The sequence below is a fragment of the Halomonas sp. SpR8 genome (assembly GCF_031010195.1).
Classification (GTDB): domain Bacteria; phylum Pseudomonadota; class Gammaproteobacteria; order Pseudomonadales; family Halomonadaceae; genus Vreelandella.
On sequence record NZ_JAUAMC010000004.1, the window covers coordinates 13,983 to 40,816 of the forward strand.

The following is a 26,834-nucleotide window of genomic DNA, read 5'->3' on the forward strand; positions in this document are numbered from 1 at the left end:
TTAGGCCGTGATTGCCAGGTAACGTGGGTTACCTGCCCTGTATGCCCGCTGGGCGGGCATATTCGTTAGCAACACAATCGCGCTGCCATTAAATTAAAAACGCAGTTCTGCCCCGGCCATTAGGGTGCGGCCCGCCCCGTAACTCTTGGAGAAAATATCCGAGTAGCCGGTAACGTAGTTGCGATCGCGCACGTTAAGCATGGTGGCACGCAGTAGCAGGTTGGGGTTGACTTGGTAGCTGGCGTAGAGGTCCCAAGTGACGTAGCTGGGCCATAGGTCGAAGTCGAAATCTTCTGGCCCGCCTGCGGCGCTATAGTTAAGGCGGGTGCCCACATCCAGGCGCTGGTCGAACCAGCGAGTGCCAAATACCAGGCTGCCGCGATCCATAGGCAACTGACGGGCGCTGTTCATACCGATCACATCGATACCGCAATAGGTTTGATCGTCAAGCTGTTCCTCGCGGGAGTCGTAACCTGCTTCGATTGCTGCATTGTGTGCGTCCGGGTAGCTACCATCTTCGTTGGGCATATCGTCTTTGATCCAGCCGCTACCCAGTGGGTAGACCTTCTGGCAGAACTGATTGTCGCTACCCAATACATGGGTATAGTTGGCCTGGGTATACCAGCGCTCGGCGTCGTAATCGACCTCCAGCTCCAAACCACGGAAGTTCATGGGCAGCAAGTTGGGTACGAACATGGTGTGGCCTAAGCCGCCGACTTGCCCCGGCATCACGTTAACCATGGAGGTAATCAGGTAATTGTCTACCCGGGTGTCGTAGTAGGAGAGCTTGCTGAAGAAGCTATCCCCGCTGGTAAACAGATCCTGGGCGGTAAAGTTGGCGCCCACATCCCAACTGCGCGAGGTTTCCGGTTCAGCATAGGGGTTGGGAAACATCACCGCGAAGGGGTCGCCGGGGTGGCTGCCCTGCATCAAGGTTTCAGTAAGTGCAGGGGGGCGCCAACCGCGGCCCCAGTTGGCGAATAGCTCGACGTTCTCATTGGGGCGGTAGGCAGCGGATAATGTCGGCAGTAGCTTGTCCATGGAGTTATCGACGTCATAATCTTGCATCACGGTTTCCGAGAGCCACATCGGATTGAAATGGCCGCTTGTCTCATAGTTGGGGAAAGTGGTTGGGTCGTTGGCGTAGCCTTCATAAGCAGCAATGCTATCGCAAGCCCCCTGTATCGAGCGCTCACTTGAACCGGGGGATGGGTTATGACAATTTCTGGTTCGATTTGCCAACTGATTCTCTGCGTGCCGCGAAGCCATGGCATAGCGGTCACGATAAGTCCATTCCGCTCCAGGCAACTTGGTGGAGCCATCAAGCTTGTAGTAGTCGTAGCGAAGCCCCGCTGCCAGGGTAAAGGTCTCGTTTTCCCACTGCAGATTACCAAAGGCGCTGGCGATACTGCGCTCTCCGTTCGGGTTAAGCGTATTATCCGTGGAGGCGAGCTGGCGGCCACCGCGCTCGCGAATCGTGGTGGACTCGCCCTTGTCGATGAAATACTCAATGCCGTGATTGGAAGAAAAACCATCTATGCCGCCCAGTGAAAAGTGTGCGGTGTTTTCCAATGTAAAGCCGTAGGTATCAATCTGGGTATGGTTGTCGTTGGAGAGTCCCGCTTGACAGGCGTTATACGCATTGTCTGGGACTGGGTTCTGTTCGCACACACCGATCATCCAGTAAAGCTCGGTCATATCGGTGCCGTTTAGCACCACGGGCCGGCCAGCTTCGGTATAACGCTGCCCTTCTGTTGAAACGAAGTAGGCGTTAGCCTCCAGGTTAAGCAGAGGGGAGGAGGGATTAAGGTTATAGCGCAGGCTGACCGAGTCAGACGTTGTGCTGGCATCGCCATAGCGCCGCCAGGCGTCATCGCCATCGCGCACGCTACCATCAACGGGGTCGAGTACCTGACGATCGGAAACGTTGTTATAGGAGAGCTCGGTACCCAAGTAAGAGAACGTTAGCGACTGATCATCATCGATATGAAAACGTGCTTTGAACAGGTTTGAGTCCTGTTCGTTATCTGTAAATCTGACCCGTTCGACGTCTTGCTCTATCTGCTGGTGAAACTCATCCTGAACACCTACCGTCAGGAAGTCATAGTTGGGGCGCCGACGCCCAGGCGCATATTCGCCGAAATTACGCTTGCTGCGCGCCGCCAGAAGTTCCCAGCGGTCGCCAAGGCGCCCAGCCACAGCCGCGCTACCAATAAAGTTGACCCCATTGCCTTCGCCGCCCACGCCCGTCATGCCGCGTAGCCGTAAGCCTATATCTTTACCCGGTAGAAGAACATCATCCACATCGATGGTGCGGAAGTTGGCACTACCGGCGATGGCGCCCGCGCCATGCACCCCCGTACTGGCGCCTTTCTCAATGACGACATCTGACAATAACTCGGAGTCGACATACATGGTGCCGTTGCGTTGCTGGTGACCGTTATCGTTGAAGTTCTGGCGCATGCCATCAACCATCATGTTGACGCGCCCAAAATCCTGCATGCCGCGAATATTGACCGACAGCCCTGGGTCTTGCGCATTGACCGCACTATAAACGCCGGGCGTTTCCTGGAGCATATCGGCGGCATGACGGGGTGGCGTGCGATCAATCTGCTCGCGGCTGATGACGCTGACCGAACGCGGCTCGTGATAGACCCAGTCGTCGCCAATACGATCAGCTGATACCGTCAGAGTGCTAAAGGCTGTTTGGTTGCCTACGGTGGTTGAGGTGGCCTGTTCCAGCAGTTCCGCCGTTCTGCCATTGCGGTATGAAATGGTCAGTGACGAGTCGGCTAGCAGTGTGCGAAGTGCTTCATCGGCGGTCATTTCGCCGTGTAAGGCGGGCGCAGTACCGTCGATGGGCTGGCCATCCTGGCGAACGACGGAAATCTGGGTGATGCTGGTGAACTCACCGAGCGAGTAGAGCAGATGCTGTTCGGGAAGGTCGAACGTGTAGCGCTGCTGCAAAGGATTTTGCTGCAGCGCCTTGGATGAGTTTGGTACAGAGGGCTGGGCCTGTGCCAGCACCTGAGTTTGCGCGGCCAGCAGGCCCAGTATCACAGCGGCTGTGATTGGGGATCGGGAAAAAACCTTAGAATGCATCGAAATAACGCTCCCTTGTTACGCTAATAATAATCGTTTGTATAATCATTAACGTTTGTAGGGGCGGTTTCCATCATGAAAAAACAGCTTTTTAGGCAAATATTTCTAAAACCCTGTGGTTTATATGGCTTACGTTAGGTGGTTGGTTCGGCTATTACGCAAATGGCTAATGCGAGTACGATTACCACACTATGCAGTAGGGCACCCGTTCCTACCGCGAGGAGCAGTGAAAGCCATACATCTAGGGTTTCCTGGAAGAGCCCATAAAGAGTGCCCAGACATCCGCTGATTAATGTGACTATGAACAGGCTGGCTGCCCACCAGTTGAGCAGTAGGGAGGCGATGGGAAGGCTGCGAGTAAGTAAGTTGAATGGCTGCCCTTGTATGGTTTGAGTCATTGAAATTCCCTGTGGTGTCGTTTTCGTGAAGGCTTCTTTCAGCGCTATTTTTCTATTGGTTATTTAGCGCTACGGAGGCCAGCGATTTGACGAACTGAAAGGCTTCTCTCGCACCGTTTAGTGCCTGATTTGTTTGTTCGTCTGACAATGAGATGGCATCCAGTTGGGCTGTAAAACGCCGCCAATGCAGGCCTCGCCCTGAATCGCTGGGAGCAAGATGCCGAGCGCCAAAGTTAGCAGAGAGACCTAGCTGGCTGGCGTACTTGAGCAAAAAGGCGGCCCCCAGGTTCGAGCCTTCACTCACATAGAGCCAACCAAGCGCCGCTGCCTGGGAATCGATATCCGGTTCTGGTGGGGAGAGATCCTTTAAATCGTCTAGGTTAAGGGCTAGGTCTTGGCAATCGCTAATCACCGCGTTGTAGCGGCAACGCTCGGGCAGCCCTTCCAACCAAGCACCTAGATCCTGTTGATGATAGAGAGGTGCGGTGCGGCGTTGAAACTGGTACTGAACGACAAGAAAACGCTGGTAACCTTTTAGGCTGGAAAATGGGGATAGCGCCATAATGGCTTTATCAACACGCTCATGGGCTGAGTGTGTCTCAAGTTTTAACCGTTTGCTTAACGGGAGAGTATTTGCCCCTTTGGACGGGGTGAGAAGTGCTTCCATGATGAACTCGCTCTGTGGGTGAATAAATACGGCACGGTAAGTGGTTTATTCGGGTAACGACTGCATTAGCGGATCCTTGGGTATGCCGATATCAACGGGTATGAGTGGGACGCAGCCAAAGCAGATTGCCCGGCAGGTGATGCACCGTGATGCCAACCACATCGGTTAATGTTTCAAGTAATGCAGCGGGTTGGTTGGCATGAAAACTGCCAGATAGTCGAAGCTCGGAAAATGCTTGCGTATCTAGAAGTACACGCCCCGGTAGCATGCGTTCAAGCTGTGCCACGACCTCACCTATTTCAGCGTCGTCAAAAATGATCCTTCCCTCCTTCCAGGCGCGTGCCAGGGGGATTTCCATGGGTGAAACCGGTCCGAGCGCACCGTCTTGCAAGGCAATTTGCTGGCCGCCCACTAGCATGGCTTGGTGGTCCAGGCTGTCGCTGACCACCACTTGCCCCTCTGCCACGGTGACAGTGACGCGATCGCCGCTACGCATTACCGAAAAGTGGGTGCCTATGACGCGCACTGATGCCTCTCCGGCGGTGACAATCAGCGGACGTTGAGGGTCCTTTGCAGCATCAACCCACAGGCGGCCGCGACGTAATGTTAAACCCCGTTGAGTTTCGTTGAGATCAATATCCAGGGCACTGTTGCCATCAAGTAGCAGCGATGAGCCATCTGCCAGTTGAAGGTGCTGTGTTTGTCCTGGTGCTGTTGTGGTGTCAGCCATCAAATGGTCCAAGTGGGCAGGTTCACGCCATAGTTCAAAACTCAGCAACATTCCCAGTAGACATGTGACAGCCAACGCCCAGCCCCAGCGGGGTTGTTTAGGCAGACGCTTGGGTGTGGTTTGTGGTGCTCTTTGAAGGGCGAAAAGGCGTGCAGGGGCATCAATTTCTTGCCACAGTTGTTTGGCTTTCTGGTAAGCGAGTTGATGGCGGGGATCACGGCTTAACCAGGTTTCAAACGCTTGGCGGTCGTGTGGTGTAGCGCTGCTGTCCTTGAGCCGTAGGTACCAGCCAATGGCTTCATCCACGATGTTGTCGTCCAGCAACGGTGTATGCAGAGGCTGTGTGTTAGATCTGTGCGGTATAGTCACGGTGTTACCCTTCCTGGGAATGCGACGTATTGTTATAGATAGAACGTTTGGGGTGCCGATCTTCCTCACTTTGTGTTTGGCGCTGCCATTCGCGACATAAGCGCATGGCACGCATCATGTCCTTTTCGACGGTGCTAATTGAAATGCCAAGTCGCTCGGCGATGGCGGTGTAGGTCTCACCTTCAACACGGTTGAGAAGAAAGACGTGCTTGGCGCGTTCAGAAAGGGTATCTAGTTGCTCTATCAGGTGCTGCCATTGCTGTAAGGTTGTGGCTAACTGCTCTGGGCTGGGCGCCTGAGGTGGCTCCTCAGTAGCGGTGTGTAGCTCCTCCGTTTGATGGCGTCTGCGCACCTCTTGGGCGCGCAAATAGTCGAGCGCCAGGTTATGCGCGGTACGATGCAATAAGCCGGGGGTATCGGTTGCGTTTGGCGGCCGTTGCCATAATTTTACAAAGGTGTCCTGGGCTAAATCTTCGGCTACGCTGGTGCTGCCAACGACTTGCTTTATACGTTTAACTAAACGGTGTCGCTCATTTTGGAACATGCGGAGCAGGGTAGAAGAGGGTTTAGTCATGATTCATGAATTAAGGAATCAAGGCGAGCAAAGGAGCTGCAGCGTTACGGCTATTGATAGGCTGCAGTTCTACGTCATAAACCTCCGCGATGGTTGCGGGATCAAGCACCTGGGAGGGTGGGCCGTGAGCAATGCGCTGACCTTGATTTAACAGCCACACTCGGTCGGCGTAGGTGCTGGCTAGGTTGAGGTCGTGAAGCACGCAGACAATCGCCATATGGTGCCGTTCTGCCCAGGCGCGCAGTTGGCGCATTAAGCGTTGTTGCTGGCCAATATCCAGAGCGCTAGTGGGTTCATCAAGTAGTAACAGTCCGCCATCCTTGGCAGCAGGAGTGCACCTTGAGAGTAGCTGGCAGGCTCCTCGCGCAATCATTACCCGCTGACGTTCGCCGCCAGAAAGTGAAAGCACGCTGCGTTTGGCTAAATGTGTCAGGTCTAGATCATGCAGCAGTTCAGCGACCAGTGATTGTTCAGGGTTACTACCAAGGCACACTAACTCTGTCACCTGCCAGTCAAACCCTAGCGGTTCCTGCTGGGCAACCAGTGCACGTCGGCTGGCAAGTTCAGTAATGGGCCATTCGCGCAGCGGTTTACCATCCAGGTGTAGCTCGCCCTGTTCACTGGGGCGAAAACCCGACAACATGCTGAGTAGAGTGCTCTTTCCCGCCCCATTGGGGCCTACAATGGAGAGCAGCTCGCCAGGGCGAATGGTGCCGTCGAAAGGTGCCAATGCGGGTGTGTTGAGCAGCCCCGCCTGATGCAGGGTTAGCATGAATGGCTCCGGCGCATGAGTAGGTAAAGGAAGTAGGGGCCGCCTAGTAGGCTAGTGAGTAACCCCACGGGGATTTCTGCAGGAGCACCCAGCGTGCGCGCCAGGGTATCGGCCACGACTAACAGCAGCGCGCCGCCTAACATCGAAGCGGGCAGCAGCAGCCGGTGCCCGGGGCCCAGCCAGAGGCGCAGACAGTGGGGCACCAGCAGGCCTAGAAAGCCAATTACCCCGGTGAGTGCCACACACAGGCCTACGCCTAGCGAGGTCGCGACCACCACCCGGCGTTTTAAGCGGCTCGCATCCAGCCCCGCTGCATGGGCGGTCGCTTCGCCTAGCTGCAGTAGGTCGAGTTCGCGGGCGCTGCGCATTAACAGCCATAGGGCAACGGCAATCAGTACCAGGGCGAGCGCCGTGGTACGCCACAGGGCATTCGTCAGCGTGCCCATGCCCCATAAACTAAGCTGGCGCAGCTGCTCATCGCTGGCGATAAAGGCTAAAACCCCGCCGCCTGCCCCAGCCAGGGTATTGATGGCCAGTCCAGCCAGCAGTAGCGTCATCACCGCAGCACTGCCGCCACCCTGGCGCTTGGCGAGGCCAAACACAATCAAACAGACGCATAAAGCGCCCAGAAAACCCGCCGCAAACTGACCGTAAAGGCTGCCAGCGCCGCTGTCTTGAAACAGCACAATCCAAAGCGCTACAAACAGCCCCGCGCCGCTGGCAAGGCCGAGCAGGGTCGGGTCGGCCAGCGGGTTACGAAATAGTCCCTGCATGGCGGCACCGCTACCGGCGAGCATCGCTCCCACCGCGACGCCCAGCAGTAAGCGCGGCAGGCGCAGTTGCCACCAAACCTGAACACTGAGCGGGTCGGCTTGGCCGCTGATAAGCCCCCAGGGGGAAATACCCAGCGCACCCGAGGCGGCCGCCCAAGCCAAGGCCAGCAGCAGCGCTGCCGTTAACCCCGTTAAAACGCGAGTCGTTCGGCTAATCGGTAGCCGCAGGCGGTAACGATAGGCACTAAGGATGGCAATCATGGGCTTACTTGGGCGGTGGTGGATGCGCCCAGTAGCGCTTCCACGTCCTGGCGCAAAGTGAGCAGTTGATCAGGCGTGCGCGGGCCAAAGCCGAGCAGCGCTTGATCATCAATGGTAATCAATTGTCGATGACGTCCTGCGGGGGTTAATGCCATACCCGGCAGTTGCCACAGCGCGGCTTCGCCGCCCATTGCTGCTAAGCCCCGTTCGGAGACAACCACAACGTCGGGCGCTTGCCGGGCCAGGGCTTCGGCACCCACGCTGTGATAGCCCTGCATCTCGGCAAAGGCATTTTCCAGCCCCACCGCTTTAAGCGCGGTATGCGCTGCCGTGTCGCTGCCCGCCGCCCGGGGGGTTAAGCCACTATGCTGCATAATAAACATGGCGCGTGTGGTCGGCAGGTTAGGCAGGTTGGCCAGCCGTGCTAACTTAGCGTTCAATGCGTCCGCTAATGCCTCACCTTCCTCGCGGCGATCAGTCAGCTGGCCAACGGCACGGACTTTATCGCCAATAGCCTCCAGGGTGGGCGGGGCGTTGATGATCTCTATGCCAATACCCACCGCCGCTAGCTGCTCAAGCACTTCCTTGGGGCCTGCGTGTCCGGCGGCTAGGATCTGGTCGGGTTTAATAGAAAGCACGCTTTCAGCGGAGAGCTGGCGCAGGTAACCCACCGAGGGCAGTTCCGTCATGTCGGGTGGATACACTACGGTGTCGTCTCGGGCGATAACGTTGATATCGGCATCCAGAGCGGCCAGGGTTTCGGCAATATCGCCACCCAGCACTACCCAGCGCTCGCTGGCCAATGCGGCACCAGTGGTTAGCCATCCGATCAGCAGTGCTGCCAGCGAGCGGCGTATCAGGCGTGTTGTGTTCATGCCACTGCCTCTTGGCTGCCGAGTTCATTCAGCAACTGCCGCCACTCTGGGCGCTCTACGCGACCTTCCTGACGCTCAGCATAAATTTGCAACACTAAAGAGCCCTCTGCATCAAAGGCTTCCACGCTGGTGACACCACCGTCGCGGTTGGGCTTGCTAACCTGCCACACTTGGTCAATCGCGGTGTCATTAAGATGCAGCGTGAACTGCTCGCCAAACAGGTTCAGCCAGCCGCGGGCGCGCAGGGGCGCGGGTAGCGTTCCAGTGCGAATTTGTACACAGCCGGGGCTTGCCACAAACAGCATCAGTGGTAGGGCGCGCTGAGTTGCTTTATTTAACAGATTTTCCAGAGCATCCATAGGTAGTGCGCGAGTATAGTGCCCTTCCATTAGCTGATTGGCTTCAAGGCGTTCTAGTTGATGGCGTTGAAGTAAGGTGAAGAACTGGTGCACGTCACGCATTGCTCCCCATTCACTGGCCAGCGTGGGGGTTTCCGGAAGAGGGCGTTTGAGGCGTGGCATACATTGGGTAAACGCTGGCGTGTCCAGGGTGCCCAGTGCGGCTAATTCTCCCCAGGGGCGGGGTAACGGATTTTCCAAAGCGAAACATTTGTGAATAGCGCAGCCATGCTGATTGAAGATTTGCAGGCTCCAGCGCCACTGCGGTTGTCCGTTCTCAGTTGGCATGGGGTCACGAATCAGACAGGCCCAGTGCCAGTGGGAATACAGTAGTCGTAAATCTAGGCCACCGGGATCGAGCAGCAAACCAGTTTGTGGCCCGCCGTTTAGTTCGGGGTAGTCGCCCGTTTGTTCAAGCACTGCTAAGCGCGAACGAGTGAGTGCTTTGACCCGGCCTAGCTGGGGGAAACGTATCGCAAGCTCTTTCGCGGCGAGAGGGAGCGTCCAGACGTCGCGGCCCAAGCGCGCGGCCTGAAGTTTGCCTTCACTGATTGATAAGCGCTCGGCAATATCAATCGTTGGCAGGCGAGGCTGCGCTGCTCGTGCTGCGTCAAAGGCTTCTAGAATAGCAATCTGTTGAGACTCAATCATACGTCACCTCTGGACTTGATATCGCAGTGAGTTACCACTGCCAGTTGAGGGTGGCGAACAGGCTGCGCCCGTCGCCCAGGCTACCGTCGGGGCGGTACCACACCTTGTCGCCAAGATTGGCAAGGCGCAGCGAGGTATCCACGGCCGGGGTGATTTGCCAGCCGAGATGAACATCGTGCAGGCCGTAGCCGGGCAGGCGTTCATCGTCGCCCTGTTTATCGAACGATTGAGCAAAGCGCGCTTGCCAGCCCAGGCGGATATTGCTGTTATATAGCGCTACCTCGCTACCCAGGGTCGCTTCCAACGGTGTTTGGCTGCCCAGCGGTTCGCCAGAGTCGCGGTCTTTGCCGGAGACTTCCGAAAGGCCCACAAAACTGGTTAGCAGCGGGAAGGCGCTTGGCTGCCAGGTCACCCGAGCGTCATAGCCCCACAACTGGGCGCGTTGTACGTTCACCGCTTGGGTAGTGCCCGCCATAATGTCGACCTGGGTATCAATAAAGTCGTCAGCGCGGGTATCGAAGTAGCTGGCGCGAACCTGCCAGTCGCCTTGGTGCCATACCACACCGCTTTCCCACGTTCGGCTGGTTTCAGGCGATAAGTTAGGGTTAGGAATCCAGTAGTTGTCCGGCGTGCAGAAGAACGGCCCTGCGCAGAACCCAGCAAAGTGGCGCTCGTTGGCGTAAAGCTCGGAAAGGCTGGGGGCACGAAACGCTTCGGCGTAGCCCGAGAACAGCATCAAGGCATCGTCGGGCCGCCAGGCGAGGCGAAAACGCGGCGATACCTGATCGTGAATGCTATCGGCATCGTTTTGACCACTGGCATCATAGCGGTCATAGCGAGCGCCAAGACCCACGTCAAACTGCCCGGCGCCGCCATCGGCTAGATAGCGTCCAGCGGTGAGGGTGGTGTCGAGATAGGCTGCCTGGGTGTCGATATCGGCTTTAGGGAAGCCATTGGCTTCGCCATCTGGCCGTTGGCGTGCCTGCTCCAGCTCGGCGCCGAATACCAGCGTTTGCGAGAGCCAGCCGTGATCCATACGGTGGTAACCGTCGCTCTGTAGCCCGACCCGCTCTAAGGTGCGGTTGGCCTGGGGTTCGTCAATATCCTGCTGACTAAAGGTAAGCCGGGAAGTAACCTCGGTGGCAGCACTGGGTTGCCAGCGGTGACCTAGCTGGACGTTGTTGCTCTCCACATCGCGGTCGCGCAGCGGGTTGCTGGCATCGGTTGAAAGCTGCTGTGGGTTGGCGGGCTGGGTGGCGTCTTCATCGTAATGCTGCCAGCTTATAAACAGCCGCTGTTCGTCGCTGGGCTCCCAGCCGCCTTTGAGCAGCAGGCTATTGAGCGTGGCATCCTCTTCGGCTTCATTGCCTCCGGCACGACGAATATCACCGGATTCACTACGGCCGATGGAGAACAGACCGTCCACCTGGCCGTTGGCGGTATCCCGGCGACCAAAGGCGGTCAGGCTGCCGCGTAGCTCGTCGCTGGCCGTTGCCCCGCCGACGGAAAGGCGCATGCCGCTATCTTCGCCGGGGGCCAATAGGTCATCGGCATCCACGCTGGTGAAGCTGACCACCCCGCCCATGGCATTGCTGCCGTAAAGACTGGAGAGCGCACCCCGAGCGATCTGTACCTCTTGAATCAAGCCTGGGTCGAGGAAGAAGTTGCCGATGTGGCCAGTGGAGATATCCTGACGAACCCCATCCAGGCGCACCAGCACCCCATTGCTGCCAAAACCGCGCATACTTAAGGTTTGGCCATTGCGGCGGCCTTGCCCTGCGACGTGCAGGCCAGGTTGGCGGCTAAGAACGTCTTCTACCCGGCTGGCGGTGGCCAGCACGGCGTCATCGCGGTCGATGATATCGATAATTAGCGGTGCCCGGGAAAGGTCGGTAGGCGCTCGGGTGCCGGTGACCGTGACTGGGTCAAGTTCTGCCTCATCTGCTTGAGCGGCTAACAGCGGAAGACAGGTTAACAAGAGGCCACTAAAAGCGCGTGTGTGGTTCATAAGCCAGAGAGTTCCAACAGGGGTAAGTGGAAAAGGTCGCTGGCTGGGTGCGATGGGCTACCTGGCTGGCTTTACTTGGTATATTTTTAAACTAATCAGAGAAATTAGTTGCTAAGGCGTTAGGCGTTGAGGATTAACTTGCCGCTTTTAGTGCGGCGCAACACGTAGCGGCGCTGTTCATGGTGAATCACCAGCTGGCCTGAGCTGCCCAGTAATTCATTGCTATCCACTTCGCGGGGCGCTGAAGCCGACGTGTCTTCCTGGCGAGTGCGCTTATCAGCGAACTGCATGAGAGGATAACTCCTGTGTTAATGATAACTATTAACGTTAATTTAGCAGAGTTGAGACTGTCTCTCAATAGCCTCTCAACAGGAGTTGGGGGGAGGGGAGGGAATTAACGTCTAGACCCGAGTTCTTCATCTAAATGCAGGCAGGCCGTCATCGTGCTGTCATTTAGCTTGTTTAGTGTCTCCTAACGTTCAATCGTTGGCTTACAAACGATCAGGGGGAGACTAAAATGAGTAAAGAGATCGAAGATCATCGCCTGTTTAACCACAGCGGCAACCAACCTTTCGCCGATGTATTGGCGCGCCATGTATCCCGTCGCGATGTGATGCGCGGTGGTTTGAGCATGGCCGCTGCCTCAATGCTTGGTTTTGGCGGTGCTGCTCAAGCGCTTGCTTCAAACGGGGCACAAAAAACACCTCTGACACTGGCGTTTGAAGCGGTTCATGGGTCACTCACCGACGCCGTCGTGGTGCCGGACGGTTACGTGGCCCAAGTCTTGGTGCCGTGGGGTACGCCGCTAAGCGCTGGCGGAAGTTGGCAGTCTGACCAGCCTATGACGACCGAGCATCAAGCCACCAGCGTGGGCATGCACCATGATGGTATGGACGCCTTTCCGCTGGATGCCGAAAATGCTTCACGGCGTTTTTTGCTGGCGCTAAACCATGAATATATTGATCAGGATGCGCTCTGGGCACCGCAGGGTGGTCCCACCAACGCGGATGAGGGTAAGCGCCCGGCGGAGGAGTCGCGCACCGAGATCAATGCTCACGGTGTGACCATTGTCGAGGTCGAAAAAGACGCCAACGGGCAGTGGTCGCATGTGCCGGGATCGCGCTATAACCGCCGCTTTACCAGCGCAACGGAAATGGATCTGGCTGGCCCCGTGGCAGGCAGTGATTACGTCAAAACGCGCTTTTCACCGGCGGGTACTCAAACCCGGGGCACCAACAATAACTGCGGACACGGCATCACGCCCTGGGGCACCTATATTGCCTGTGAAGAGAACTGGCCCAACGTCTTTGTTCACACCGGCGAGCGCTTCCAGGACGACGCCCGGATTGGCATTCCCACCGAGCGCGGCCGCTACGCCTGGGAAACGTCGGCGGGTGATGCTTCTGAAAAGAACGACGAGTTTGCCCGTTTTGATATCACGCCACGCGGTGAGCGCGCCGAGGATGACTACCGTAATGAAGCGCGAACCTTCGGCTACCAGGTCGAAATCGACCCTTATAGCGGTGCCCGGGCAGTTAAGCGCACGGCTCTGGGCCGTTTCCGCCATGAAGGCTGCTGGTTAGGCAAACTGGAAGCTGGCCAGCCGGTGGTGTTCTATTCCGGCCACGATGCCCGCAACGAGTACGTGTATAAATACGTCTCCGACGCGGCCTGGGATCCCGCTGATGCCAACCGCCCAGGCGAGGCGTACGACCGTCTCGCCATCGGCAATAAATATATGGATAACGGCACCCTCTATGTGGCCCGCTTTCACGCCGATGGCAGCGGTGAGTGGTTGCCGCTGACGCCTGATGCTGAGGCCCAGGATGGCCGTACCTTGGCAGCGGCGCTGGGCTTGGCAGAGAATGATTTAGCCGGTGTGATTATCAATACCTGCGATGCGGCGGACCTGATGGGGGCAACACCGATGGATCGCCCTGAATGGGCCGCCGTGGATACGGCCACCGGAGATGTGTATCTAACGCTGACTAACAATTCCCAGCGTAGTGAGGAGGCCGCAGTGCCTACCTTTACCAATGAAGGTGACGAGATTGCTCAGTTGGGGGTTGGCTATGTTACTGCCCCGACTGACGCCGCCAACCCTCGCGCAAATAACGGCGCGGGTCACATTATCCGCTGGCGTGAAAGTCGCCTGCCGAATGCGTTTCGCTGGGAAGTGTTTGTATTTGGTGCGGCGACCGACGATGCGGATAACCTTTCGGGTCTAACCGAAATGAACCAGTTTGCCAGCCCTGATGGGCTCTGGTTTGATGAGCGCGATGATGGTCAGGGCATTCTGTGGATTCAGACCGATAACGGCTATGAAGGCATTACGGAGTACACCAACGACCAACTGCTTGCCGTGGTACCCAATGGGTTAGACGACATCCAGGGAACCGGCCCGGTGATTAACAGCAGTAACCAGCAACAGCTTAAGCGCTTTGCGGTAGGGCCCAACGGCTGCGAAGTGACAGGCATTTTTACCACGCCGGATAAAACCGCGCTGTTTATCAATATTCAGCATCCAGATAACTGGCCAGCCGATGGTAATGCGCTAGTGCAAGATGCCACTGCCGCTGCTAGCGGTCAGGTACGGCCCCGGGCCTCGACCGTGGTGATTCAAAAGCGTGATGGTGGGCCTATAGGGGTTTAAAAATCAGGTACTAAGCGCTGGAGTGATAACAAGCGCGCTATTAAAAGCTTCGAACCTCTCTCAGGTTCGAAGCTTTTTTGGTTTTAGGCTTGCTGAGCCTGTCGTTTTTTCTGCCGGGCTTCTAACGCCTGAATGGCATCGACCTTCAAGGGCAGTTGGCTAGCCCAGAGGATATCGTCGCGGCAATGGCCAATATCGCGCAGTACATGATCGTCGTAGTCCAGTAGCGGCACTATATGGCGGCGGTAAAGCCTGCGCCGCCGGTAACGCCACCAGCCCATATCCAGTGCTCGGATCAGCCGCATTGACGGCATGGCGGGCATGTAAAAATGCAATTGTGGTGGCTTGGGCGGCGGCGCCAGTTGGCTGGCCTTTTCCCAGGCGTTGTGGGCATGTTGGGTAGGATCTTCGCATTTCATCGCGCACCTCCATCGTCACCCCCGCTGCACAGTAAGCGGTGCCTATGCACCGACTGGGCAGGTGTGAACTGTGGTGAATAAGTAGGAGGGTCGCGACCTCTGGTTATCAGCTTGGCGCTTCGCCTTGAATCAATCAAACGAAAAGATCTACACTGTGTGTTAAGATTTTCTGAAAGGTTAGTGCGATGAACCAACTCTCAACCCTACCACCCAGCCGGGCCGCCTTGCCGCTACTGGATAGCGAGGTGCTGCGTACTTTTGTGACGATTGCCGAGAGCGGCAGTTTTACCCGCGCCGCCCAGCAGCTGTTTCGCACCCCTTCTGCGCTGAGCATGCAAATCAAACGCCTGGAAGAGATCCTCGGCCAGACGCTGTTTGTGCGCGAGGCGCGGCACGTCCGCCTGACTGCCGAGGGGGAGGTGCTGCTGGGCTATGGCCGACGACTGCTTAAACTCAATGCGGAAGCCGTGACCCAGTTTTTAGCGCCTACTATAGAAGGGCGCGTGGGACTGGGCATAACAGACGACGTGGTGGGGCGTATTCTGCCGACGGTACTCGCCCAGTTTGCCCGTTCGCACCCGGCGGTGCAGGTCGATGTCGAGGTGGGACGCAGCAAAGACCTGCTCGCCAGGCTGGATGAGGGCGAGCTTGATCTCGCCCTGGTGATGGCCGGAGGGCCTGGTCAGGCGGCGCGGGGGGAGATCGTCCACAGCGAACCGCTGGTATGGGCGGGGCGTGAGGATGGAGTTGCCGTGCAGCGCACGCCACTACCGGTAACCCTGGCACAACAGGGGTGTGCGTGGCGTCGAATTACCCTCAATGCCCTTGATCAAGCGGGGATTGCATACCGAATTGCTTACTCCTGCGACCACTGTGCTGGGCAGGAGGCCGCTATGCTGGCCGATTTGGCCGTGACGGCCTTCCCCAAAAGCTTGGTTCGCCCGCCCCTCAAACGCCTTCACAACGAATCGCTTCCCCCGCTAGGCGATTACCAAGTGGCACTGGTGAAGCGCGCAGGGAGTGGCGACGCCAGTGAGGTATTGGCCGAACGAGTGGTCGAGGCGTTTCGGGAGGGTTAAATATTGTTCACTGACCCTGGCCTTCCATTAACGTGCGCAGCGGAAGCTGCTCTTTATTGATGGGCGTCTTGATAACGATATAGCTGAAGTACTTTTCAATGCCGATTTCATCCTCAATAAGTGCCTCCATCACACGCTGGTAATGGGCAATACTGCGGGTGATAAAGCGCAGCAAATAGTCATAGCCACCGCTGATAAGGTGGCACTCCATGACTTCATCAACCTGACGAATTTTTTGCTCAAAGCGTAGAAAATCTTCCCGGTGGTGATCCGACAGGGTGACCTCTGTAAAGACGGTCACGCTCTCCATTATTTTGGCTAGATTGAGGCGGGCCTGAAACGAAGTGATGTAACCGGCGGCTTCTAGTCGCTTGACTCGCTGTAGACAAGGGCTGGGCGATAGCCCGACTGCATCGGCCAAATGAACGTTAGTCATCCTTCCATCTGCTTGAAGCTGTACCAGAATATTGATGTCGATACGGTCAAGACGAACGCTAGCCACCATACAAAGCCCTTTATTTATTAGGGGGGCAATAAGTTATGCCCCGTTGATTTGAACTAATACCTTTGTCTAAAGCAATTCGCCGCGTAGAGCAAGCTGGTGTTGATAAATAAAGTCGCTAAGCGAGATACACGTCTGTGTTTGTGGCCGGTCAGCTTTGGCACTGCGCGTGATACGGCAGTGCCCCCCACGACTATTTACCGAGGCGGGGCCAGCAGTTAAGAGCAGAACCTGGCTATCCGCCTCCATCTCCCGAAGCTTGGCACGCGCGGCCACAAAGCTGCCAGTGGTGAGACGCTCATTAGCTAAAAGGCCTATGCGCTGATTAAAGGCAAAGAACTCCTGCTCATTGAGGGACGTCACCACTTTGAGCCGATAGAACTTGCGCAGATAGTGAATAGCCCCAGGGGCATCTTCATAAAGTGAGCCAAAGCCAAGTGAGCTGGCAAATTCAATTCCTTCTTGCCAATCCACCTCCAGCCCCCAGCGGTTGGCCAGGGCGCGATAGACAGTACAGTGAGCCGAAACGGCGCCCATCTGCTCATCCGTGAGTTCATGCAGCGCCTGTACATAGTCTGCTAATACCTGCTCCTGCGGTGGCGGGGCAGGCATCAACGCTAACAGTGGCGATAGGCCACGCACAATGTCTCTATCGCGATCGATCAGCACGCCATGGGCATCCATGCATAGCGTCGTATAGTCGGTCAATTGCATGACGTCCTGCTCTCCTGGCGTTGGCGATGAATTAGTCAGTGGTGTTCGATAATGCGTTGTCTAACATCGCCACTGCTTCGTCGATTTGTGCGTCGCTCGTATTCAATGGCGCCAGGAAGCGAATGACATTGCGGTGAACGCCGCACTTGATCACCAGCAAGCCCGCTGCACGGCAGTGATCGATGACCTGTTGCACCAGGGCGGCGTCTTCCGGTGTTACCCGTGGGCCGTTGAGAAGTTCGATGGCAAGCATCGGGCCTTGCCCGCGTACTTCGGCAATCAAAGGGTGCTTGGTTTGCAGTCGACGTAGTCCTGTTTCCAGCCGTTTGCCCATGGCGATGCCACGTTCAAGCAGTTGCTCATCTTCAAAAATATCCAGCACCGCCAGTGCCGCCGCACAGCTCAGCGCACTGCCGCCATAGGTGCCGCCAAGCCCACCCGGCGCGGGAGCTTGCATCATCTCGGTACGCCCAACCACGCCTGAAATCGGTAAGCCACCGCCCAGGCTTTTAGCGACAGTGACCAGGTCTGGCTGGATATTGCTGTGTTCAAAGCCAAACATCTTGCCCGTGCGCCCGAAGCCGGTCTGGATTTCATCGGCGATGAGCACAATGCCGTGGCGTTCAGTCAAGGCGCGCAGGGCCTGCATAAACTCGATCGGTGCAGGCAGGAAGCCACCATCCCCCTGTACCGGCTCGATCAGAATAGCGGCGACCTGATCGGGGACGACTTCAGTGGCGAACAGCGTATCCAGCTCGGCAAGTACGTCCTCGCTACTGACGCCCCGCAGCGCATCCGGGTAGCTGACGTGGTGGATAGCGGGGGCAAAAGGGCCAAAATTTTGTCGGTAGGGCTGGCTCATGCCAGTGAGCGTGGTGCCCAACAGTGTGCGTCCATGAAAGCCGCCGCGAAAGGCAATCACGTTGGGGCGCCCTGTATGGGAGCGGGCAATTTTAATGGCGTTTTCTACCGCTTCAGCACCGGAGGTAAACAGCACGCTTTGGTAGGCATTTTCGCCGCCAACCAGCTTGGCCAACTGGCTAGCGAGCTCTATATAGCCTGGATAGGCCGCCACCTGGAAACTCATATGGGAAATACGTTCCACCTGGGCCTGAACCGCTGCCACCACCCGTGGGTGATTGTGGCCGACATTGAGCACGCCGATACCCCCCACGAAATCCAAATAGCGCTTGCCGTCGACGTCATAGACTTCGCTGCCGCGGGCATGGGAAATCACGATAGGGTGGGCGTTCACCACACCGCGGGGAATGCACTGATCGCGCTGGCTTAGCATGGCGTGGGAAGGGTGGGCGTCGGTCTTCATCTGCGGGCTCCTTGAACATAGTCACGTTATAGTCACGATTTTCATGTTGTGGTGTGTTGGCGCCGCTGGCAGAACGTGGAACGCGAGCGCCAACACCCCATGCGTTCTTGAGCTTACCGTCGTTAGCAAGCTAGTTACGCTTGGCATGGCATCGGTAACCGCGTAATCCTTCGTATTTTCTAGCCTGTGCAGCATCATCCACTGTCATGGGGGAGCGCAGTGTAATCTGCGTCTTGAGGGCGGATTTAGGCCCATGGCTTCGCTTCATCACCGCCAAAACGGTATCCGCTGCCTGTGAAACCACCGTAGGATGAAGTTTTAGCTAAGGAGACGCTGCGATGGCACTGCTGTATAAATCCGACCCGGTGCGCGGCGCCCGTTGGAAAGAACTTTTTGCCCAACACGCGCCGGATATCGAGTTCCGCCAATGGCCCGATATCGGCGACCCTAACGAGATTCGCTATTTGCTGGCGTGGATGCCCCCGGAAAACATCATGGCGTGCCTGCCCTCCCTTGAGGTGCTGTTTGCCACGTCTGCGGGTGTCGATCAGTTTGATTTTGACGCACTGCCTTCAGAGCTGCCGGTCGTGCGGATGCTTGACCCCTCTATTGAGAGCGGCATGATTGAGTACGCCACCTTTGCAACGCTATGGTTGCACCGCCGCATGGGCGACTATGTGCGCCAGCAGCGCGAGGGAAAATGGCAGGCGCATATGCTGGTGCCTACAGCAAAACGGCGCATCGGTGTACTCGGTTTAGGCCAGTTGGGCTACGCCATCGCGACCCATCTGGCAGGTTACGGTTTTGACGTGCGCGGTTGGTCGCGTTCGCCAAAACAGGTGGCGAATGTTCACTGCCACAGTGGCCAGGAAGCGCTGGATGGTTTCCTTGCTGAAAGCGATATTGTGATCTGCGTATTGCCGCTGACCGACGCCACCCGCGGCATCCTTAATAGAGATCTTTTTGCACGTATGCCCGAAGGCGCGGCTTTGATCAACATTGGCCGTGGCGAGCACCTGGTTGACCACGATCTGACGCAAGCCCTCGACGAGGGGCAACTAAGTGCCGCGGTGCTGGATGTGTTGAGTGAAGAGCCGCCCGCCGATGATCACCCCTTCTGGCGGGACGAGCGGATTTTGCTGACCCCCCATGTGGCCGCCATGACGCAGCCCGATAGCGCTTTCCCGGTTCTGCTGGATAACCTGCGTCGTTACCAGCGCGGAGAGGCAATGATCGGCAGGGTCGATCTGCAGCGTGGCTACTAGGCGTTGTACAAAAATTGCCTGCGCTCGCCGTCTGTTCGTGCAAGCTCTAACATTTAACAATAGCGTTCCTACCTACTCGCTCGCCCTGGGGATCGGCGAGTGAGTAGGTTTGTATATCTCTGCTAGTTCACCTAAGTCCCAGTTTCCGCCCGTCAATACAGCACAGACTTTTTCATCTGGTCTGGTGTTAATATGACCGGCCAACAAAGCGCCAATGCCAATTGAAGCGGCAGGCTCCACTATCAGCTTTGCATCGTTAGCAAGGGTTTGCATGCCTGCAATAATATAGCTGTCTTCTACGAGAATGATTTCGTCGACATGTTGTTCAATAATCGGGTATGGGTTTTGGCCAGGTACGCTTATTCTTAATCCATCCGCAATGGTGTTTTGTAAAGGCAGCGATATACGCTCTTTATGTATCCTGCTTTGAAAATATTTAGGTGTTAAGGCAGGTTCCACACCGATCACACGCACCGATGGTTTTATTGCTTTTATAGCGGTGGCGATCCCTGAAATAAGGCCTCCACCGCCCATGGGAATGATGACCGTGTCAACATCTTCCAAGTCTTCTAATATTTCACATCCAATGGTGCCCTGGCCCGCCATTACCATCGGATCTTCAAAAGCGTGAACAACTGCATACTTATTTTCTTCCGCAATTTCATACACTCTTTTCCATCTAGCTGCCGTATCACCATCGAACAGTATGACTTCTGCCCCAAGCGCTTTTGTATTGGCGATTTTAATTTTTGGTGCGGTTGCCGGAAGCACTAATAGCGCTTTTACACCCAGCAATCTGGCGGCGTAGGCAAGTCCCTGTGCATGATTGCCCGAAGAAGTGGCAATTATGCCATTAGCTATCTCTCCTTTCGGGAGGGAGAGCGACTTGTTTAAAGCCCCGCGGATTTTAAAGGCGCCGGTAATTTGTAGGTTCTCTGGCTTAAGGTATATTTGACAGCCGAGTGCTTCATCCATTTTTTCACCGCGTAATAGCGGTGTGTGCTTAATGTAAGGTTTTAATCGTTCTTGGGCTTCTCGAATATCCTGAATGGTAGGACGGTCGCACATAGTGCTTATCTCCATAAACAGCATTAAAAGAATTCAAAAGAAGTCCCAATGCTGTTCTCTATTGCATTGCTGTAGATTTTGAATGCAGTGGTGTTGTCTTGTATGGCCATGCCGGTAGAGTCGAAAATGGTAATTTCAGTATCGTTTTCTCTTCCCGGTTTTTTGTTCAGAAGTATTTCGCCAATTTCACCATGGATATCGTTTCTAGTGATGATGTTTTTATTCAAAGGATGCCAAGTTTCTCCTTTTGTAACGCACTGCTCGATGGAGTCATTGACGATTTTTGCGTTTCTGAATATCTCTGGATCCAGTTCTTGTTTACCTTGTTGGTCTGTACCGATGGCCACGATATGTGTGCCGGGCTTAATCCAGTCTGCATCCACGAGTGGGCCTTGACCACGGGTTGTCGTAATGAGTATGTCAGCCTGCTCAACGGCCTCTTTGTTTGAATTTGCTAGTACCACAGGAATACCGAACTCTCTTTCGATATCTTCCTTATAGCGGGAAAGCGTCGCCGGGGTTCTGCTCCAGGCGTGGATCTCCTCAATCCTCATCACTTCATTGATGGCTCGAATTTGCATCCGGGCTTGGTTGCCGGTGCCAATCGTCGTGATTTTTTTGGCGTTCTTTCTGGCCAGCACTTGTACCGAAACAGCCCCGGCGGCTCCCGTTCTAAGGCCGGTGAGCAAACTGCCATCCATAGCGCAAATCAAGGCGCAGCTCATCGCATCGAACAGCAGTATGTTACCCATGCCGCTAGGCAGACCGTGTGCGGGGTTATCAACAAATCCGCCTGAAGAGGTTTTCATCGAGATTATTTCATTGGCTTTATAGTACCCCGCTTTAAAATCAATCTCTCCGCGAGGATCAGGGAGATCTATCCCTATATAGTCAGGTTGTACCACCTCGCCACGGCTGAATGCTTTGTATGCCTCCCTGACAGCATCGATGATTTCCTGCATACCTATTAACTTGCTGACTTCTTCCTTGTTAAGTAAAAGTGTCTTCATTTAAGTGTCTCTTGTTTTTTAATCAGATATAAAATCCGATGTTAATAACGATTGCATGAGACCTCCCCATAAGTGATTTAGGGGTGTTTATATGTTCTTATAGAAAGAGGCGACCGCCATGGCGCGGGCGCCTCACTTACTTTTCCAGGTACTTTCCCAGGCTAGTTAAGCCCGCCCATATGAAAGGCTTTCTCTTCCAGATACTCATCCAGGCCTTGGCGGGCGCCTTCACGGCCCAGGCCAGACTGTTTCATGCCACCAAACGGCGCTACTTCCATTGAGATAGAGCCGGTGTTGAGGCCGACCATGCCGAACTCCAGCGCTTCGCCCACCCGCCAGGCCCGGCGCACGCTTTCGGTAAAGAAGTAAGCGGCTAGTCCAAAGGGCGTTGCGTTGGCAATACGAATAGCCTCTTCTTCGTGCTCAAATTGCATGATGGGGGCGACGGGGCCAAAGGTTTCCTCCTGGGTGACCAGCATGGCTTCGGTTACCTTGGTGAGCAGTACCGGCGCCACAAAGCGATCCTTACCACTGGGTACCTCGCCGAGCACCTTTTCAGCCCCATGGGATAGGGCGTCATCGAGATGGCGGGCGACTTTGCTCACCGCCTGGTCATTGATCAGTGGGCCAATAGTGGTGCCTTCCTGCATGCCGTCGCCACAGCGCAACGCCTCGATTTCCGTCGCCAAACGGGCCACAAAACGGTCATGAATACCGGATTGAACCAGAATACGGTTAGCGCAAACGCAGGTCTGACCGGCGTTGCGGAACTTGCTCGCCATGGCACCAGCCACCGCCAGTTCCAGGTCGGCATCGTCAAACACGATCAGCGGGGCATTGCCGCCCAACTCCAGGCTGAGGCGCTTGATATCGTCGGCACTCTGGCGCATCAGCAGGCTGCCCACCCGGGTTGAGCCGGTGAAGGAGAGTTTGCGCACGGTGGGGTTGGAGGTTAGTTCACCGCCAATGCCTTCGGGCAATCCGGTGACGATATTCACCACGCCGGGGGGGAAACCAGCCCGCTCCGCGAGTACTGCCAAGGCCAGTGCTGACAGCGGCGTCAGCTCCGACGGTTTGATGACAATCGGGCATCCGGCCGCTAACGCGGGTGCGCACTTGCGGGTAATCATGGCAATGGGGAAGTTCCATGGCGTAATCGCACCGCACACGCCCACCGGCTGTTTAAGGATCACAATGCGACGATCCGCGCTGGGCGAGGGGATGGTCTCGCCGTAGGCGCGGCGTGCCTCTTCCGCAAACCACTTGATAAAACTCGCGCCGTACTGGGTCTCTCCCCGCGCTTCGCTTAGCGGCTTGCCCTGTTCCAGCGTCATCAATACCGCCAGATCCTCGCTGTTTTCCAGTATCAGTGCATACCAGCGCTCCAGCAGTGCTGCTCGATCTGCCGCTGTGCGGGTACGCCAGGCGGGCCACGCCGCTTCGGCGGCCTCGATTGCCCGGCGGGTTTCGCTGGCACCCATGCTGGGTACGCTAGCCAGCGCTTCGCCGGTGGCGGGGTTGGTGACGGTCAGCGTGGCCGCATCATCGGCGTCGCACCATTGTGCGTTGATAAAGGCCTGCTCGCGTAGCAGGTCACTGTCATTAAGGGGCAGCGTCGGCATGCTTTTCTCCTTGTCATTAATAGGGCTAGGTCATCAATCGGTCTGGGACATCAATAGAACTAGTGGTTAAACGGGCGCGGTTGTGGGCTGCGTATGGGTTGACCATTCACAAGCCTCCAGCCAGCCAGGCTGGAGTTCAGGCACCGAGCCGATCAGCTTGCGGGTGTAGTCGTGCTGTGGCTGGTTGAGCACTGTGCTGCAAGGGCCGAACTCCACACATTCCCCTTGGTAAAGCACCATGACGTCGTCACACAACGAACGTACTGTCGAGATATCGTGGCTGATAAACAGGTAGGCGACGCCCAGTTCACGGCGCAGTTCGGCCAGCAGCTCGAGAATTGCCGCGCCCACCACGGTATCTAACGCCGAGGTCACTTCATCGCAGAGAATCAGGTCGGGTTCGGCGGCCAGCGCCCGGGCGAGGTTAACGCGCTGCTTCTGGCCGCCGGAGAGCTCGCGGGGCTTGCGGTCGAGCAGCGTGCGTGGCAGCTTGACCAAGTCCATTAACTCTTCAACCCGCCGCTGGCGGGCGTCGCGGCTCATCTGAAAATAGGTTTCCAGCGGGCGGTTGAGCAGCCGCCTAACCGTGTGGGCCGGGTTGAGCGCATTGTCGGCGCTCTGGAAGACGATCTGAATACGCCGAAACTGGTCGGGTGTGCGTCCTCGCAGCGTCGGCGGTAGCTCACGGCAATTGAACTGAACTTCACCCCGTGACGGTGCCACCAAACCAGCGACCGCTCGGGCAAGCGTCGATTTGCCTGACCCGGACTCCCCGATCACGCCTAACGCCTGGCCGCGATCAATGCGCAGTTGGATGTGATCCAGCACGACATTATTCGGGAGCCCATTGCGATCACAGCGCCCATAGCCCACTTGAAGATCATCGATACGCAACAATTCGTCGCCGCTGGACTGAAGGCCGGTGGGCACGCGGGTCTCCGGACGTGCCGCCGCCAATAAGCTACGCGTGTAAGCATGGCCCGGATTGTCCAAAATTTGCCCGATGGGCCCTTGCTCCTGCTCTTCCCCGGCCTGCAGCACCAGCACGTGATCGGCAATCTGGGCAACCACGGCAAGGTCGTGAGAGACATACAGCGCCGTGGTACCCCGCTCGCGCATAACGCGCTTGAAGGCCCGCAGTACATCGACCTGGGTGGTCACATCCAGTGCGGTGGTCGGTTCATCCAGAATCACCAGCGCGGGATCGGTAATCAAGGCCATGGCGGCCATAAGACGCTGTAGCTGGCCCCCGGAGACCTGGTGAGGGTATCGGTCGCCGATATGTTCCGGGTCGGGCAGGGCCAGCTCGCCAAACAGTTGAATGGCTTTTTGCCGCGCTTGCTGTCGATCCATAACGCCATGGATAAGCGCGCCTTCGATGACTTGATCCATTAGCCGGCGCGAGGGGTTGAAGGCTGCAGCGGCGCTTTGGGCGATGTAGGTCACCCGGTGGCCGCGCAGCGCGCGGGTTTCCACCGCTGAAAGGGTGAGTATGTCGGTCTCGCCCAGTTGCACGCTGCCCCCGGCGATCCGGCAGCCGCGCCGGGCATAGCCCATCATGGCCAGCGCAATGGTGGTTTTGCCTGAACCGGATTCACCGATTAGTGCCATCACCTCGCCGGGCTTAAGCGCAAAATTGATCTGACTGACTATCGTGCGCTCATCCTCACCAGGCGGGGTCGCACAGATATCAAGATCGCGTACGATCAGCGATTCACCTTGCATGGCATCACTCCTTCTGGTTGTCGCGGCTGTTTGAAAGACTGTCGATCAACAGGTTGGCACCGACGGTTAATGAGCCAATTGCTAGGGCTGGCGCAATCACGGCCAACGCCCCCTGGCTAAGACCACCGATGTTTTCACGCACCAGGGAGCCCAGGTCGGCGACCGGCGGCTGCACGCCTAAGCCCAGAAAGCTCATGCCGCTGAGCAGCAGGACGATAAACACAAAGCGCATGCCCATATCGGTGAGCACGGGCTGGATCATGTTGGGAAAAATTTCCACGGCGGCGATATACAGCCGTCCCTCCCCCCGGGTACGGGCGACTTGAACGTACTCCAGGGTGGCGAGATTTTTGGCCAAACTATGGGCAATACGGAAAGAGCCCGGCGCGTAGCTGAGCACTGCCGCCAGAATCAGCAGTGGGATAGAGGTGCCAAAGGCGGAGACCATCACCAGGGCCATCATTTTGCTGGGGATCGAGATCAGCGTGTCGAATATCCGCCGAACGCTCTCCTCGAGCCAGCGCGGCAGGAGCACCGTCAACATGCCAAATCCCGCTCCGACCAGGCTCGATAATAGCGCGGCGACCAAGGCCAGCCCTACGGTGTAGCGTGCCCCGGTGAGCATGCGGCTGAGCATATCGCGGCCCATATAGTCGGTGCCCAGCAGGTGGGCTGTGCTCGCGCCGCCATAAATCTGATCAGAGACAAAAGCCCCCATGGGATACGGTGATAACAGTGGCCCAAACATGGCCACTAATAGCCAGAAGCTAAACAAACCAAGACCGATCCAGCGGGTGAGTTGCAGCCGGGAACGGTTGCGTTGTTTTGGTGAGGTAACCGGCAGGCGACTGCCAGCCATAGCATGTTGGTGTCTGTTGTCCTTGGCGGATGGTATTGCCTTGGTATTATTCATCGGTTTCGCAGCCTCGGGTTGGAGAGGATCGCGCATAGGTCAGCCAGCATGACCAGCAGCAGATAAGCGCCGCAGAAGATCATGGCGCAGGCCTGCACGAGGGCGAGATCGCGGTTGGAAACCGCATCGACCATTAAGCTGGCGATGCCTGGATAGTTGAAGATGGTTTCGACGATGATCACCCCGCCCAGCAGGTAGGAGAGGCTAAGCGCTACCGCATTGGCAATCGGGCCGACGGCGTTAGGCAGCGCATGGCGCAGTACACGCCGCATCGGGGGAACGCCTTTGAGCCGGGCCATCTCCACATAAGCGCTGTCGAGCTGATCGATTAAGGCTGCCCGCGTCATGCGCGCCATCTGGGCAATCAACACGCTGCACAGGGTGAGCACCGGCATGGCGTAAACTTTCATAAAGGCGCCCAAACTGTCGACGGTGGATACGTAGGAGAGCGCCGGTAGCCAGCCGAGTTGCACGGCGAAAATCAGCACCGCCAGGGTGGCGACCAGAAACTCGGGTACCGCCACCATCGACAGGGTGATCAGGTTCAGGGTGCGGTCAAGCACGCCACCCCGGCGCATGGCGGCGGCGATACCCATAATCAGCGCCACGGGGACTGATATAACCGTGGTAATCGCGGCTAACAGTAGCGAATTGGGCAGCCGGTCATTGACCAGTTGTATGACATCGACGCCATTACTGGCGGAGCGGCCAAGGTCGCCGGTGGCAAAGCCACTTAACCATTGCCAGTAGCGCAGCAAGGGCGGCTGATTAAGACCTAGCTGGGCTCGCAGTGCCTCCACTTGTTCCGGCGTGGCAAACTGCCCCAGCACCTGCTGGGCGGTGTCCCCTGGCAGCAGCGAGGTAATCGCAAAGATCACCAGGGAGACCAGCAGCAGGGTAATAAGACTGGAGGCTAAGCGACCTAGTACCAGTCCAAAGAGTGAGTCGCGCATCTTTCTTCT

Annotated in this window: 24 protein-coding genes; 3 read left to right on the plus strand and 21 right to left on the minus strand. The window is 56.8% G+C overall.

Annotation, left to right across the window (positions count from 1 at the left end; translation table 11 throughout):
• Positions 1-93: 93 nt before the first annotated feature.
• The 11 genes from QT230_RS09495 to hemP all read right to left on the minus strand — a co-directional run bounded on the left by QT230_RS09495 (position 94) and on the right by hemP (position 11,868).
• Positions 94-3,102, minus strand: coding sequence for a TonB-dependent hemoglobin/transferrin/lactoferrin family receptor (locus tag QT230_RS09495; protein WP_308321427.1), 3,009 nt, complete (start codon positions 3,100-3,102; stop codon positions 94-96).
• Positions 3,103-3,236: 134 nt separating this feature from the next.
• Positions 3,237-3,500: a hypothetical protein gene (locus QT230_RS09500; protein WP_308321428.1), complete on the minus strand. Its 264-nt coding sequence runs from the start codon at positions 3,498-3,500 to the stop codon at positions 3,237-3,239.
• Between the two features lie 52 nt (positions 3,501-3,552).
• On the minus strand, positions 3,553-4,167 hold the full coding sequence (locus tag QT230_RS09505; protein ID WP_308321429.1) for a biliverdin-producing heme oxygenase: 615 nt from the start codon (positions 4,165-4,167) through the stop codon (positions 3,553-3,555).
• A 91-nt stretch (positions 4,168-4,258) separates the two neighbouring features.
• Positions 4,259-5,266, minus strand: a complete 1,008-nt coding sequence (locus QT230_RS09510) for a FecR family protein (RefSeq protein WP_308321430.1) — start codon at positions 5,264-5,266, stop codon at positions 4,259-4,261.
• A gap of 4 nt (positions 5,267-5,270) precedes the next feature.
• Positions 5,271-5,840 carry an RNA polymerase sigma factor gene (locus QT230_RS09515; RefSeq protein ID WP_308321431.1) on the minus strand — a complete coding sequence of 190 codons (570 nt, stop codon included), beginning with the start codon at positions 5,838-5,840 and terminating at the stop codon, positions 5,271-5,273.
• 10 nt (positions 5,841-5,850) lie between these two features.
• Entirely contained in the window at positions 5,851-6,612 is a 762-nt protein-coding gene (locus QT230_RS09520; protein ID WP_308321432.1) for an ATP-binding cassette domain-containing protein, read from the minus strand.
• Positions 6,606-7,646, minus strand: a complete 1,041-nt coding sequence (locus QT230_RS09525) for an iron ABC transporter permease (RefSeq protein WP_308321433.1) — start codon at positions 7,644-7,646, stop codon at positions 6,606-6,608. The genes QT230_RS09520 and QT230_RS09525 overlap by 7 nt, the downstream gene beginning before the upstream one ends.
• Positions 7,643-8,521 (minus strand): ABC transporter substrate-binding protein, encoded by an 879-nt coding sequence (locus QT230_RS09530; RefSeq protein WP_308321434.1) that lies wholly within the window; start codon positions 8,519-8,521, stop codon positions 7,643-7,645. Before QT230_RS09530 ends, QT230_RS09525 begins: the two co-directional genes overlap by 4 nt.
• On the minus strand, positions 8,518-9,570 hold the full coding sequence (locus QT230_RS09535) for a ChuX/HutX family heme-like substrate-binding protein (protein ID WP_308321435.1): 1,053 nt from the start codon (positions 9,568-9,570) through the stop codon (positions 8,518-8,520). The genes QT230_RS09530 and QT230_RS09535 overlap by 4 nt, the downstream gene beginning before the upstream one ends.
• 31 nt (positions 9,571-9,601) lie before the next feature.
• Entirely contained in the window at positions 9,602-11,578 is a 1,977-nt protein-coding gene (locus QT230_RS09540; RefSeq protein ID WP_308321436.1) for a TonB-dependent receptor domain-containing protein, read from the minus strand.
• Between the two features lie 119 nt (positions 11,579-11,697).
• Positions 11,698-11,868, minus strand: a complete 171-nt coding sequence (hemP, locus tag QT230_RS09545) for a hemin uptake protein HemP (RefSeq protein ID WP_308321437.1) — start codon at positions 11,866-11,868, stop codon at positions 11,698-11,700.
• A gap of 227 nt (positions 11,869-12,095) precedes the next feature.
• Between hemP and QT230_RS09550 the strand changes: the two genes are divergently transcribed.
• Positions 12,096-14,231, plus strand: coding sequence for a PhoX family phosphatase (locus QT230_RS09550; RefSeq protein ID WP_308321438.1), 2,136 nt, complete (start codon positions 12,096-12,098; stop codon positions 14,229-14,231).
• Between the two features lie 83 nt (positions 14,232-14,314).
• On the opposite strand, the gene QT230_RS09555 is transcribed toward QT230_RS09550, so the two are convergent.
• Positions 14,315-14,650 carry a hypothetical protein gene (locus tag QT230_RS09555; protein ID WP_308321439.1) on the minus strand — a complete coding sequence of 112 codons (336 nt, stop codon included), beginning with the start codon at positions 14,648-14,650 and terminating at the stop codon, positions 14,315-14,317.
• 185 nt (positions 14,651-14,835) lie between these two features.
• On the opposite strand from QT230_RS09555, the gene QT230_RS09560 reads away from it, so the two are divergent.
• The gene (locus QT230_RS09560) at positions 14,836-15,729 is read left to right on the plus strand and encodes a LysR substrate-binding domain-containing protein (RefSeq protein ID WP_308321440.1); all 894 of its coding nucleotides are present in this window, start codon (positions 14,836-14,838) and stop codon (positions 15,727-15,729) included.
• Positions 15,730-15,736: 7 nt separating this feature from the next.
• Here the strand turns inward: QT230_RS09560 and QT230_RS09565 are convergent, their stop codons facing one another.
• The 3 genes from QT230_RS09565 to gabT all read right to left on the minus strand — a co-directional run bounded on the left by QT230_RS09565 (position 15,737) and on the right by gabT (position 18,269).
• Positions 15,737-16,234 carry an Lrp/AsnC family transcriptional regulator gene (locus QT230_RS09565; RefSeq protein WP_308321441.1) on the minus strand — a complete coding sequence of 166 codons (498 nt, stop codon included), beginning with the start codon at positions 16,232-16,234 and terminating at the stop codon, positions 15,737-15,739.
• 66 nt (positions 16,235-16,300) lie between these two features.
• On the minus strand, positions 16,301-16,945 hold the full coding sequence (locus QT230_RS09570; RefSeq protein WP_308321442.1) for a hypothetical protein: 645 nt from the start codon (positions 16,943-16,945) through the stop codon (positions 16,301-16,303).
• Positions 16,946-16,976: 31 nt separating this feature from the next.
• On the minus strand, positions 16,977-18,269 hold the full coding sequence (gene gabT, locus QT230_RS09575; protein ID WP_308321443.1) for a 4-aminobutyrate--2-oxoglutarate transaminase: 1,293 nt from the start codon (positions 18,267-18,269) through the stop codon (positions 16,977-16,979).
• A 338-nt stretch (positions 18,270-18,607) separates the two neighbouring features.
• Here gabT and QT230_RS09580 point away from each other — a divergent pair, with 338 nt between their 5' ends.
• Positions 18,608-19,534, plus strand: a complete 927-nt coding sequence (locus QT230_RS09580; protein ID WP_308321445.1) for a glyoxylate/hydroxypyruvate reductase A — start codon at positions 18,608-18,610, stop codon at positions 19,532-19,534.
• A 72-nt stretch (positions 19,535-19,606) separates the two neighbouring features.
• Here QT230_RS09580 and QT230_RS09585 read toward each other — a convergent pair whose 3' ends face one another.
• The 6 genes from QT230_RS09585 to QT230_RS09610 all read right to left on the minus strand — a co-directional run bounded on the left by QT230_RS09585 (position 19,607) and on the right by QT230_RS09610 (position 26,825).
• Entirely contained in the window at positions 19,607-20,602 is a 996-nt protein-coding gene (locus QT230_RS09585) for a threonine/serine dehydratase (RefSeq protein WP_308321446.1), read from the minus strand.
• 23 nt (positions 20,603-20,625) lie between these two features.
• Positions 20,626-21,612: an ornithine cyclodeaminase family protein gene (locus QT230_RS09590; RefSeq protein ID WP_308321447.1), complete on the minus strand. Its 987-nt coding sequence runs from the start codon at positions 21,610-21,612 to the stop codon at positions 20,626-20,628.
• Between the two features lie 161 nt (positions 21,613-21,773).
• Positions 21,774-23,234: an NAD-dependent succinate-semialdehyde dehydrogenase gene (locus QT230_RS09595; protein WP_374694453.1), complete on the minus strand. Its 1,461-nt coding sequence runs from the start codon at positions 23,232-23,234 to the stop codon at positions 21,774-21,776.
• A gap of 66 nt (positions 23,235-23,300) precedes the next feature.
• Complete coding sequence (locus QT230_RS09600; RefSeq protein ID WP_308321448.1) at positions 23,301-24,959, minus strand: ABC transporter ATP-binding protein; 1,659 nt, start codon at positions 24,957-24,959, stop codon at positions 23,301-23,303.
• A gap of 4 nt (positions 24,960-24,963) precedes the next feature.
• Complete coding sequence (locus tag QT230_RS09605) at positions 24,964-25,872, minus strand: ABC transporter permease (protein WP_308321449.1); 909 nt, start codon at positions 25,870-25,872, stop codon at positions 24,964-24,966.
• The gene (locus QT230_RS09610) at positions 25,869-26,825 is read right to left on the minus strand and encodes an ABC transporter permease (RefSeq protein WP_308321450.1); all 957 of its coding nucleotides are present in this window, start codon (positions 26,823-26,825) and stop codon (positions 25,869-25,871) included. The genes QT230_RS09605 and QT230_RS09610 overlap by 4 nt, the downstream gene beginning before the upstream one ends.
• Positions 26,826-26,834: the final 9 nt, after the last annotated feature.